The following is a 12,111-nucleotide window of genomic DNA, read 5'->3' as shown; positions in this document are numbered from 1 at the left end:
TTATTGACAATTCACTAATGACAAGTACATGTTGGTAATTAAGTAGATATGCCGAATAGAAAGGAAGATAGGGTTTATTCTCGCGCTTGGCGATCTCAAAAACTTCTTCGGACCAAGGAAACCAAGTTCACCGGATTATGAGCATGTTGCAGTAGATATGGCGGTTTTCCCTTAGCTAATCTATTGGGTGCTTTTTGAGTTGTTATGGGGCATCACCTCTTTTCGGGTGGGATTTAGGTAATAATATGTTTAATGTTAGTTTACCTCTTAGAATACATTATTAATCTCTAAGAAAATGATTTAAATTATCATTAAGATATTGTTGATACCCTTCATGAATATTATTCATATCGTAAGGATGCCAGGAGAGCGAGGTTCGCTTATCTAATTGCATAAGATAATTGCATTCAAAGTTTTTACGTTCTTTCGAAATGTTTTTTTGCGCTTCCCAAAACCCTCCTATTACTCCAACACCTACTCCCAATGCCTGCAATTCACTTAATAATGATTTGGGCAATTGACTAAAAGCAGAAATAATTGTTACTAACGCGGGTACCATAACTGTTTTTAATCCTAGCACTGCACTGATTTTAATATCACGCATGCTTTTAATATATTCTTTTTTAGATTCTCTAAGTTCTTTTAAATGATCGTTAAGAATATCAGAAATAACTTTGGGATCATTACAAGCAGAGATACTCGTGCTGACTTCTCTTATACTTTGAAAAAAACGTTTTCTTTCTTGAGAGGAGTTTTCTCTAAATTTTATCAACTCAACTGGTGTAAGATTCATAATATTCCCACCAGTAAATCCAGACACCGTTACTGCTACAAGAGAAGTCAACATTTCTTCAGACTCAAAATCATTTAAATTCCCATCATATTGAAAAAAATTTGACCCACACCAGGCTTCTGCATAATCTGTTGATAATGATAAATTGTTTTTTTTAGCAATATGATCCGCTAAATAAAGCATGTAAATAGAAGCAATATCGTGAGGAACATCTAGCCATTTTTTACTATTGAAATCTGCATTGTCTGCGATTATTAACTGACGTAATTTTACATCCGCCTTATCTTTATGCAATTCCACGTAATCCTTCTTCATATAATTAGACTCATCTAAAGCCGCAGCCCACCAGTTTCCATTAAGCTTTAAGTTTTCAATAAATTTCGCACTCGCTTCCAAAGAATAACTCAAAGGGTCAATATCACAAATGATGTCGCTATTATAAATTATCTCCTGTATGTTTCTGGAATCTTGAGGACGATATTCCTTCGGAACAATTCTATATATCCTATCCCACATTAAACACGCTGACCATAACCATCTAGGATCGCGGAACTCAATAGTTGGGTAATATAGAGTATAATTATTATCCATAACATACCCCGGATAGAAATTTATGATCAATCACTAATACGGTCATTTAGGAATCCCCTCTTCACCTATATTCATTCTTAATCTCCCACCTATTCAGTCGGTATTATAAACATTTTAATTTTATCATATTACAGAGGTTCCCTAATAAAGATCCCTGATACATTTAACATCTAAACCTTTTTTTAAAAATTAAACTTTTATCCACCTCTACTAAATTTTCAAATAAATAGTACTCAGAAGGTAACATGTTTTGAGTGCTTAGATTTAACTATTTAAACTACTATGCTGTTCTCTCCAGCTTGCTTTTCACTGATAATTCTTTCATAATTTTCCAGTTTAATGTTATCAAATTTATCTAAAATTAAAAATTCCATTTCTCGTTGCTCTTTATTGCTTAATGATACTTTCTTTCCACCATGATCATAGACTGATAAATTAGTTATATGAACTTCAAACTCTGTAGAAGCGTCCAGGCTTTTTAGATATTTATGAAAGCCAAAATCAAGTGAACAGTAGAGTTTTCTTCCCTTATGCTCCATAACAAAATTTGCGTCTACAGATTCTAAAATCACAAAATTTTGATATTCGATCTTACTGATGAACTCAAGATCATGTAAACTAGTCTTCTTTTCTCCTCTAATCATTAATGCATGTACTCTATCCTGCATCCATTTCATTTCTTCTGGTAATTGTTTACTTCGATCTGGACCAAAACTTACATATGGAATTTTTTCAAATTTTAGTAATCCATCAGAAGAACCGTCTGTAAAAGAAATCAAAAATTTAATCCTCTCAAGATTCGAAAAATCGCCTGATGTGATACGCAAAATTGGATTGTCTTTGCGCAAATGTTGAGATGCTTTAAACTTTTTCTCTATTTCTTTAACTAGTCTATCATTGTATTCTTTAACTTCTTTAGTAGTAAACTGAGAAGTAATATGAATTTTAGCTCCTTTTTGGCGTATCAGGATTGCTCCGTTATGGACCGTATTATGATTAGACCAGTCTCTTGATCGATTGGCCTTTTCTATTTTGTAATCAAATACTATTGCTTTTCCAGCTTCTCTAATTTGAAATTTCGGGTCGTTTAGTAATTTATAATGGACATTCTGAAGTTGTATCGCATCAGGCTTACCAATCAGTGATTGCAAAGTATGTTTATCTGAGTCAAGTTCCAACACAATGGTGCGGTGTTTCAGAAAGTCTTCTCTTTATATATGCTTATTTCTCAATAAATTAAATTCGGACGAATTCAACAAACAAGTCATTAATATTGGTATCGTTAAGGATTTATCAGACCCTTGAATATAAATCCCTCTATTACGAAGTATTTCTTTTACATCACCTTCTGTGACCTGAGAATCTCGAAGTAAATCCCTTAACATTGTCCCATGAGGTAAGTAATCATTTAAATTAAACATTCCTTGTTTTTGATCCATTAATCCTCCACCTCCATTGAACGAAAATTCCAGTCAAAAGAACTTACTGAGACTTTTTCCGCAAAATTCTCATCCTTAAAGTTTTGCAACACACTCTGAACTATTGCCTGATGTTTTCGAGCTTGATAGTCAGGATATGCAATAATAATCTTATTTCCCCATCCATGAGTAAGAGTTTGTGCTCTACCAACATCTCCTCTTAATGTTGACTCATCAAATTTTTCTATCATAGCAAGTATTAAGATTTCTTCGCTACCATTGATAACTTTTAATGGTAGCACACTTGAATTTATATATTGTAAGGGCATTGAGTAACCACTATTTTCATAATCTACATAGTTAAATCCTGTATTGATATAAAAAAACTGTACCTTTTCTTTCCCAAATTTCCTATGTGAAAAATCAAGAACTCGAATAATAAAACTAATACGGTTATTATCGACAATGTAAACCGGATAATTCGGAACTTCAATAGCTCTGAATTCTTTCAATTCAGTAATTATATCTCGATCTATTTCTTCAGTTGGAGACAAGTAAAATAGAACACCAGCATATTCCACTTTTCTTATGGATTGATTTATGCGCTGGTTTCCAATATTCTCATCTTCAGTAATGCATTCTATTCCTTGTAATAGTTCCTCCACATATTTACGAGTTTCAGCTTGATTATCTCTTCCATACTGCCGATACTTAGCCGAAATAACTATTGTGTCTTGAGTATCAGGCTCCAATAAACTATCAATTTGGTTTACTACAAAATCAATCCCATGCGTGGACCTATTGCGAGACGCACTATCTGAACGATGTTTTTCGGGGTACGCACAATTGATATCTATATTGGTAATTGGTCTCTTCCAGCCTATAAGGTTCAAAAAGCCCTGAACAATATTTTCACCAAATTCTCCTGTTAACTTCGATAATTCACCCATCTTTATCCTCCCTCAAAGCAAGTTATTTTTCTTCGTGAAAATAAAGTTTATAAACGTTCATATTACGTTCCGGATCATAACTCCGTTCTAGGTTACGAAGAGCACTTGATGGCTGTCCTTTAATATAAATATCAAAGGTTTTATCCAAACGAATAATATTCTTTGTGCGATTATTTGACTTGTTTACAGCTCTTTGAGAAATGTCAAAGGTCTCCGGAAGATTAATTTCATCTTTTACTTCAGTTTCTGTTTTTAACTTTGAAAAGCCATTCAAAACAGATTCATTTTTATCCAGTACTTCTTCTGCAAAATGATCAAGATTAAAAACCTCATTTGAACTAAAATATTTAAGAGCTCTAGATTTTCTATCCAGTTTTTCTCCCGCATTTTCAGAAGGGTATGTATTTTCAATAGCTTTAGTACACAATTCCATATAAATTTCTGTTACCGTATCGCTGTTCTGAACGGAAGATACACTTAGGAATTGATCCTTCCAATACTTAGCTTCTTCACTGGTCTTATTTTGATTGTCTATAACAGCCACACGATATCCATCTTCATCGGCAATATTAAAAATCAAGCACCCTTTGTCAAGACGATTAATACTAATACCTTCTTCAGCTCTAATATTAAATGCTTCACCATTCTCTGTTACTTTCAGAAAAGTCTCCTTAGTTTCAGCTTTAAATAGGCCAATAGCATCTGTGGTATTTCCTTCAATACGACAGTTAGATATGTATAGCATGAAAAATTCACCATTTTTAATGCGCGGATGCGTTGAACTTTCGTAGAGATGGCGTGCTATGTTAGAAGAGAGTTCATAGAATAAGTTTAAATTCGCAAATATATCTTTTGAATACATAAAAACTTCATTAAAAGATAAATTTGAATTGTGAGTAAAGGAATATAAAGAGTCCATTTTTATAAAGGGTTTTAAAAAATGCCTGAACATGAGTTCTTTAAAACCATCATCCTCAATTGAAGTTAGTTTTTTCGATAATCTCAATCCCTCTTGGCGCATTTTATTACCTATTATGTGAATAACCATACTTTTTATTTCGGAATTCGATAAATCTATCATTTTTAACACCCTCTTAATATATTTAGTTTTTTAATTCCAATTCATAACGAAGAACTTAGTTACCACTTAAGACCTACTATATTAGTAATTCTACAGACCTAGCAAAACCCCTGCATAATTTTACAATATTGGACAATTTATTTGATGTCTTAACAGACTCTGAAGTAGATTCAGAGTCTCCAATACTGTTACAAGCTATTTACTTTAAATATTTTCTTAAAAATACATCTATAACAAACACCAGAATCCGTGAAATAACTTAAGATACCAAAGTAGGCCCTGTTTCGTACTTGCAGCCACCACAATCTGACTACCATAACAGTGAAAGAGGGAATGTTAGTCATAAGGAAACAGAGCTTGCTCTGAAGTAAGCTCGTTCCTAATATATATTCGTTACCTCTTATCTCGACAGCGTCATGTAAAAATGGCGAAACGTTGGGAACCAGGGAGACTGTGCCGCCCAAAGGGGAGTTTGGTCTGCCTTGCATGCCCCACCAAACGCGAGGCCACCCAAATCAAGTTCTCAATGAATGTTTTCACCCGTCTGCGATGCACCTTCGTGCGTACCGGAGCATCTGGCTCTTGCAGAGAAATTTTCCCCATGGCTCGTAGTAAATTATACGCGACCAACCCTGCACACAGGACCATAGGGTTCGTGGCAAATTTGCCGGAGGGCAAGCGTTCCTGATTCAGGTCCGTCTTGAGTTCGCTGTGAAACTGTTCGTTCGTCGCATGATCCCGGTAGAGTCTAACCACTTGCCATGGCGAACAAGTCAGGGTGGTAAAAAACACCTGCACTTCGACTTACGGAACCAGTAGGAGCTTCCCGCTGGCTTCTATGGTTCGCTCAATCACGTTATACAATGCCCGAATCGGACATTCCAGTTTCTTGTCCGTGCATGGCACAGCACCGAGATACATACGTTTACCTTCCCGTTCTTCACAGCATAGACCGTCCTGCCTGGCGATCATCAGCCATTCTTCCGGGGACTCCCGGCGCAGGTTGCGCTTGACGATGAAATCGACGTTTGGGGTCAGATATACGTTCAAATTCTCGGCATCATCATTACCAGCATCCATGCGCACAAGCAGTGGCGAATCGGTGATTCTACGGGCATAGTCCAGACTGCGAGATTAGAAACGCAGCCGCTTCCTTTTGAACATGAGTGCTGGCTTCGCACAGATTGACATTCACACCGTCCCCTTCCTGACCGAGGTAAGCAAGGAACGGCGCGTAGCCATCCACCTTTTTGTACGTTAGCGACATGCCATTAGCTCAGAAAGAACCGGGTATTATTGATAAAAGATCTACCGATTCATTGAACGAATTTTCTTTATAAATAGACGGATACCGCTTAGACGGATCAGCTACGATCCGCTGTGACAGAGACTCTAGAATAGAGTCCGTTTTATAAAGCAACTTGTCTACTTCCTCCTGTCTCATCGTCTCCTCGGATGCTTCATCCTCTCCCGAAACCAGATAATGTACCGTACCGATAAACAGCACCATATCTAAATTGGGCTCAGCATCTGTGTGAATTAAAGGGAATAGGTCAGTCATGGATCGAATGTACGATGGAATGATTTGGTTTCGATGAACATACATGGCCTTAGCCATAGAAAACATCGCTCGATCACAAAGAATGAGGCAGTTTTGAAACTGATGATGGTCGCGCATCATCTGTGCAAGCTTGATCTGGTATTCGGCAAGCTTTTGAAAATCCATCATGCAATTGAATATGTAGGTATCGCTGTACTTGGGCAATTTGAAATCAGAATCACTATGTAGTTGGGGACTTAAGGAGTAATGTTTCATGGGGAATCAACTCCTGAATTAAAATTTCATAAATAAGGGTTTTGCAAAATCCTGAAACAAATGTGAGCAACGTAGCACAAATATGTAACCATCAAGATGTATAATTTTCTAGCTACCGGACAAGCTTCCTAATAAATATTACTATATAGTAGTTTTTAATTCAATTTACTTACTAACACTTATTAATTAGATGTAACTCTTTCTCTACACTTCTAACTAGAGGATTTTGCAAAATCCAACAAGCGACTTCCAGTAATAATATATAGGTCGTGATGATCTAGTTCGTCTATATATTGCACTTTGGAGCGATTGAAATCGATTTTGTAGAACCCTTACTATAGAGAGGTGTATTCATGTCAGAACTTTTGGAATTAGTCGGTACACGTATTCGAGATATTCGAAAGTCTAAAGGGCTTTCCCAAGAAGCTTTAGCCGAAAAAGCAGGATTCAATTCGAGTTATATTGGATTTATTGAGCGAGCGGAGAGAAATATATCTTTGAAAAATCTGGAGAAAATAGCGAAGGCATTGAACGTGGGCGTCTATCAGTTGCTTACATATGTGAAGGACAATGATGAGCTTACCGAAGAACATTCAAGTATAAAAACCATTTTAACTCTCCTAAGAACTCGTGAATCCAAAGATACTGAACTGGCATTAAAGATTCTTACGGACATCTTTATAAGAATCGATGAACGATGAAACAAAAAAAGGAACTGCGCTTTGCAGTTCCCTCATCAACCTCTTACGACAACGCCAACATCGCTTTCATATCTTCCTCTGCGGTCGTAATTAGCTTCAAGCCAAACATCTCCACTAGTACATCCAGCACGCCAGAAGAAATAAACTCAGGCGGCTTCGGCCCAATGCGAATATCCTGGATGCCAAGACTGAACAAGCCCAGCAGGATGGCAACGGCTTTTTGCTCAAACCAGGACAACACAATGCTGACAGGCAGCTCGTTCACCGTACAACCGAATGCATCCGCTAATGCCAGAGCGATTTTCACAGTAGAACCCGAATTGTTGCATTGCCCCAAATCAATATAACGCGGAATTCCTGTATCTCCAACGGTTCCATAATCCACGTCATTGAAGCGGAATTTACCGCAGGACGTGGTCAAAATGACCGTATCGTTCGGCAAGGATGTAGCCAGCTCGCGGTAATAGTTGCCGCCTTTGCCTGGTGCGTCGCAGCCTGCGATGACGAAGAAACGGCGGATATGTCCGTCTTTAACGGCCTGAATAATCTCAGGAGCCAGCCCGATAACTGTCTCATGATGATATCCCGTTGTAAGCACCTGCTCTGAATCTACATCTGCGGCTGGCAGAGCCAACGCGCGCTCGATCAATGGTGAAAAGTCGTCGTCCATGATCTTGGCTACTCCCTCCAGCCCGGCTACTTCATAAGAGAAGAAGCGGTCTGCATACGTGCCTTTAATCGGCATAACACAGTTCGTCGTAGCCAGAATTGCGCCCGGGAACTCTTCGAACAGTCTACGCTGATCGTACCAGGCTTTACCGATATTCCCTTTGAGATGTGCATATTTCTTCAATGCCGGATAACCGTGAGCAGGCAGCATTTCCGAGTGAGTATAGATATTAATGCCCTTGCCCTCTGTCTGCCGCAGCAATTCCTCCAGCGCATACAGATTATGTCCGGTCACGACGATGCATTGGCCTTCGATTTTATTTTGGCTGACCGTAATCGGCTGCGGAATGCCAAAACGATCCGTATGCGCACGATCCAGCACATCCATGATCCGTACAGCCGCATTTCCGACCTTCATCGCCATTTCCAAATGCTCTTGTACATTAAAGTTAGAATTGGTTAAGGTCATATATAACGCTTCATGCGTGATGCGATCTACCTCAGGATCGGTATAGCCCAACTGGCGAGCATGTGTCGCATAGGCAGCAATCCCTTTTAATGCAAAAATCATCGTATCCTGCAAGCTCGCTATCGTCTCATCTTTCCCGCACACCCCAACTACTTTACACCCGCCACTCGGCGTCTGTTCACACTGATAACAAAACATATCGTTTTCCTCCAAATATTTATAGATATTTGTTCGTTATCCCCAGCGTAACAAACCCCTGAATGCGTAGGTGTGATTACACACACATTTTTTTAGCATTTATCATCATAGAACAGTGTAGGACAATTCCACATGCCAATCATTCCTACTCCAGCGAATTTTCCTGAATTCCCCCGCCTTTACGGTACTGCACAGGGGACACACCCATGGTCTTTTTAAAAGCGGTGCTAAAATAGTGCTGACTGTCGTAACCCGTACGTTCTGCTATATCATAGATAGACAACGTCGTGGAATCCAGTAGCTGCACTGCTTTACGGATACGGGCACGCGTGACGAGGGTCACGAAACTGTCGTTGAGCTCCTTTTTGAGCACACGGCTGAGATATACGGCGGATACCTGTAGCCGCGAGGCAAGGGCTTCCAGCGTCAACTCCCGATCGGCGTAGCCTTCCTGAATAAGCTGCCGAGCACGGCGTACGATGGGAGACAGCTGCGATTCGCCATACACCCGATCCCGACACATCCGGTACGCATCCATTGCGCCTTCCAGCCCACCCGCGTTGGATTCCACATGCGTATGAACCGCTATATTCAGGTAGCGTCCAATCGCCTGCTCTATGGAAGCGCCAATCGTCTCGGGTGCCTCCTGCCACAGGCATATGCCGATCAGCCCGTTCGCATCGCGGAACAACACATGTGGCAGGTCCTCCAGCAGTTCGCCAATAATATTTTCAGCGGCAAAAAGAAACAACTGTCGGTCATTCTCGCGCATAATCGTCTGCCGGGCCTCTGCCGCTGGCCACCGTACGACACCGATCTGAGCAGGCGGCCGCGATGGAAGCCGTAAAAACGCCAACTGCTCCATGACATCTATGCCCGTATGTTGCCCTTCCAGCCATTCCAGGCAAAACCGCTGGCGCAACAACGGAATATTCCGCTCAATCTGCCCGGCAGCTTGTTCTACATAGGCGGCACGCTTACGCTCTTCCTCGAGCCGCTGACCGAGCCGTGACAGCGCAGCATGAAGCTGCTCAGCATCTACCGGCTTCAAGATATAATCCTCTACGCCAAGTCGGACTGCCTCCTGCGCATAAGCAAATTCATCATGCCCGGAAATGATTAGACAGCGGCACTCCGGACGTACTTCCCGCAGCCGACGAATCAGTTCAATCCCGTCCATGAACGGCATATTCATATCGACCAGCATGATATCTATGCGAAGCTGACCCACCAGCTCCAGCGCTTCTTCACCATCCTCCGCCTCAGCTGCAACCTCCATGCCGAGTGCCGCCCAGTCTATGCAATCCCGTATCCCCTCTCGGATGATCGGCTCATCATCTGCGATCAATACTTGGTAACGCTGTGCTGTCCCTGTTATCACTTCCGTTATGGCCTGGTCAATCAGACTCACCGTCGTTGAGTTGTCTCTGCCCTTTGATTTCGTCATCCTGACCCTCTCCTTTTTCATGCGGCTTCTTCAGTTGCGCCATATCCAGCAGCAGCGGATGAATGATCGTCACGCAGGTGCCTGCTCCTTCTTTACTATCCAGTACAATTCCATATTCCTCACCAAAAGATAGCCGGATACGCGCTTGTACATTCAGCATGCCGTAGCTTCTACCATTTGTACTAGCCCCACTTTGCTTCTGCTGTCCTTCCATCGCCTCCAGCGGTATTTCCAGCAATTCACGCAGCTCACGCAGCCTTTCTGCCGCCATCCCTGCGCCATCATCACGCACCGTCAGCAGCAGCTTGTCGCCTTCAGCTTTAGCTTCTATCCAAATCGTGCCTGGGCCACGTCTGGCCTTGATGCCGTGATAAATCGCATTTTCCACTACAGGCTGAAGCATCAACTTCAACACGAACAGATCCTTTAGCTCGTCGGGTACATTCAACTCCCAGCGAAGTCGGTCACGATAGCGGGTTTGCTGGATTTGCATATAGCTCGATATATGTTCAATCTCAGAGCGCAGCGGAATAAAGTCATCTCCCTTGCTCAGCCCGAGACGGAACAATCTCGATAGCGCCCCCACCATGTCGGACACGTCGTCCGCTCCATTTCTTCGGGCCATCCAATGAATCGTATCTAGCGTATTGTATAGAAAATGGGGCTTAATATGCTCCTGAAGGCTGCGCAGCTCGGCATCCCGTTTTTGCCGTTCTCTCAGTTCGCTAAGTGACATGAGACGGCGAATTTGCTCCAGCATCCGGTTAAAGCTCCGCCCCAGCATTCCGACTTCATCCCCACGGTCACTCCATTGGCGAACTGTAAGATCCCCTGTCTCTGCCGTCCGCATATAGGACATCAGCCGGAAAATTGGCTGCGCAATGGAACTCGACAATCGCAAGGATGCCGTTAAGCCAAATAGACATACAATGAAAACAAAACAGACGACATAGAACTGAATTTGCCGCACTTCCAGTGTAGATTCGCGTGCTGGGAATACCCCCACTGTTCTCCAGCCCGTAAATTCGGAAGCCCTGAACATGAACAACAATTCCCTGCCCCCAGCTTCACGGGTAAACATCCCGCTGTCACCTGCCCCGAACCATTGCGGTGGAATGCGCTCAATCAAAGGCATATCCGGCCTGTACACGCTGCGTCCCTCAGCATCTGTCACCATTAAATAGCCACTTTTGCCCAAGGTTACATCTCTGGCGGCCTGCGACACAGCCCGTAGCTTGAGGTCAATCATTATCGCGCCTAGCACGCGTCCGGTTTCCGAATCCGTAACCGAACGAACGACGGAGACAATTTCACTGTCCTTGTACCGGACATGAGTGGTCACATTACGGTGGCTCGGCTGTCCTAGCACAGTGAATATGCCTGCATGCTGCGCCGCCTGTTGGTACCAATCTTCTTCCGTCAGGCTACGCGTGCTTCGAGCATACATTTCGTTGCTGATATAGTCGCCTTTTTCGTTCACGATCAGAATCCCTGCAATTTCAGGATATAACGTAGTATAGCCCTGCAAAAATTGCTTCATTTTATACAGCGTATCCTGCTCCTGTACAGAACTTAATGCCTGCTTGGAGCTGAGAGCCTGATTTTGCGCCGAGTTCTGAGTCTGCTCCCCCTGGTTTTCCGGTGTTATTACACTCGCATGACCCGCGTGGCCGTCAGCCAGCGTCTCCCCTTTCCAGAACTCCCCGATATCGGGGTTAAAAGCAATCAGATACGTCATGTTCTGCAAATTTTCCATTTTGGTGTCCAGTGCTTCATTTACCTTGCCAATCAACTGCATCGTATGGTCTTCCACCTGCCGCTCAATAATCCGTTCCACCGTCCAATTGACCAGCAGACCTAATCCCAGCGAAGGTACAATGCCAAACAACAGGAACAACAGCATGAGTTGATAGCGTAAGGGCATATTGCGCAAGCGTAACCGCGGCATCATGTAGTGCACTCCTAGCTGGATACGCTT

Annotated in this window: 13 protein-coding genes and 1 pseudogene; 1 reads left to right on the top strand and 13 read right to left on the bottom strand. The window is 42.1% G+C overall.

Annotated features, from left to right (window positions below; translation table 11 throughout):
• Nucleotides 1-22: 22 nt before the first annotated feature.
• From MKY75_RS05535 to MKY75_RS05490, 10 genes and pseudogenes are all read right to left on the bottom strand, one after another.
• A pseudogene (locus MKY75_RS05535) lies at nt 23-206 on the bottom strand (DUF255 domain-containing protein); the annotation flags it as partial.
• Between the two features lie 74 nt (nt 207-280).
• Nucleotides 281-1,384 carry a hypothetical protein gene (locus MKY75_RS05530; RefSeq protein WP_340884598.1) on the bottom strand — a complete coding sequence of 368 codons (1,104 nt, stop codon included), beginning with the start codon at nt 1,382-1,384 and terminating at the stop codon, nt 281-283.
• A 272-nt stretch (nt 1,385-1,656) separates the two neighbouring features.
• The gene (locus tag MKY75_RS05525; RefSeq protein ID WP_340884597.1) at nt 1,657-2,565 is read right to left on the bottom strand and encodes a hypothetical protein; all 909 of its coding nucleotides are present in this window, start codon (nt 2,563-2,565) and stop codon (nt 1,657-1,659) included.
• 30 nt (nt 2,566-2,595) lie between these two features.
• On the bottom strand, nt 2,596-2,823 hold the full coding sequence (locus MKY75_RS05520) for a hypothetical protein (protein WP_340884595.1): 228 nt from the start codon (nt 2,821-2,823) through the stop codon (nt 2,596-2,598).
• Nucleotides 2,823-3,752 carry a GapS4a family protein gene (gapS4a, locus tag MKY75_RS05515; protein ID WP_340884593.1) on the bottom strand — a complete coding sequence of 310 codons (930 nt, stop codon included), beginning with the start codon at nt 3,750-3,752 and terminating at the stop codon, nt 2,823-2,825. Before gapS4a ends, MKY75_RS05520 begins: the two co-directional genes overlap by 1 nt.
• A 22-nt stretch (nt 3,753-3,774) precedes the next feature.
• Entirely contained in the window at nt 3,775-4,833 is a 1,059-nt protein-coding gene (locus MKY75_RS05510) for a nucleoid-associated protein (protein WP_340884590.1), read from the bottom strand.
• A gap of 414 nt (nt 4,834-5,247) precedes the next feature.
• Entirely contained in the window at nt 5,248-5,625 is a 378-nt protein-coding gene (locus MKY75_RS05505) for a transposase (protein ID WP_340884588.1), read from the bottom strand.
• A gap of 12 nt (nt 5,626-5,637) precedes the next feature.
• Nucleotides 5,638-5,913, bottom strand: coding sequence for a hypothetical protein (locus tag MKY75_RS05500; protein ID WP_340884587.1), 276 nt, complete (start codon nt 5,911-5,913; stop codon nt 5,638-5,640).
• A gap of 28 nt (nt 5,914-5,941) precedes the next feature.
• Nucleotides 5,942-6,100: a hypothetical protein gene (locus MKY75_RS05495; RefSeq protein ID WP_340884585.1), complete on the bottom strand. Its 159-nt coding sequence runs from the start codon at nt 6,098-6,100 to the stop codon at nt 5,942-5,944.
• Between the two features lie 9 nt (nt 6,101-6,109).
• The gene (locus MKY75_RS05490; RefSeq protein WP_340884583.1) at nt 6,110-6,649 is read right to left on the bottom strand and encodes a hypothetical protein; all 540 of its coding nucleotides are present in this window, start codon (nt 6,647-6,649) and stop codon (nt 6,110-6,112) included.
• Nucleotides 6,650-7,002: 353 nt separating this feature from the next.
• Between MKY75_RS05490 and MKY75_RS05485 the strand changes: the two genes are divergently transcribed.
• The gene (locus MKY75_RS05485; protein WP_029516129.1) at nt 7,003-7,350 is read left to right on the top strand and encodes a helix-turn-helix domain-containing protein; all 348 of its coding nucleotides are present in this window, start codon (nt 7,003-7,005) and stop codon (nt 7,348-7,350) included.
• A 43-nt stretch (nt 7,351-7,393) separates the two neighbouring features.
• Here MKY75_RS05485 and hcp read toward each other — a convergent pair whose 3' ends face one another.
• The 3 genes from hcp to MKY75_RS05470 all read right to left on the bottom strand — a co-directional run bounded on the left by hcp (nt 7,394) and on the right by MKY75_RS05470 (nt 12,084).
• A complete protein-coding gene (hcp, locus tag MKY75_RS05480) occupies nt 7,394-8,686 on the bottom strand; it encodes a hydroxylamine reductase (RefSeq protein WP_028543172.1) in 1,293 nt (430 codons plus the stop codon).
• A 145-nt stretch (nt 8,687-8,831) separates the two neighbouring features.
• Nucleotides 8,832-10,133, bottom strand: a complete 1,302-nt coding sequence (locus MKY75_RS05475) for a response regulator (protein ID WP_069010373.1) — start codon at nt 10,131-10,133, stop codon at nt 8,832-8,834.
• Entirely contained in the window at nt 10,084-12,084 is a 2,001-nt protein-coding gene (locus MKY75_RS05470; RefSeq protein ID WP_340884582.1) for a cache domain-containing sensor histidine kinase, read from the bottom strand. The genes MKY75_RS05475 and MKY75_RS05470 overlap by 50 nt, the downstream gene beginning before the upstream one ends.
• Between the last annotated feature and the right edge of the window lie 27 nt (nt 12,085-12,111).

This window comes from Paenibacillus sp. FSL L8-0663 (assembly GCF_038008125.1).
Lineage (GTDB): Bacteria > Bacillota > Bacilli > Paenibacillales > Paenibacillaceae > Paenibacillus > Paenibacillus polymyxa_D.
The sequence above is the reverse complement of the archived record's forward strand: the minus strand, read 5'-3'. Positions and strand labels throughout refer to the sequence as shown.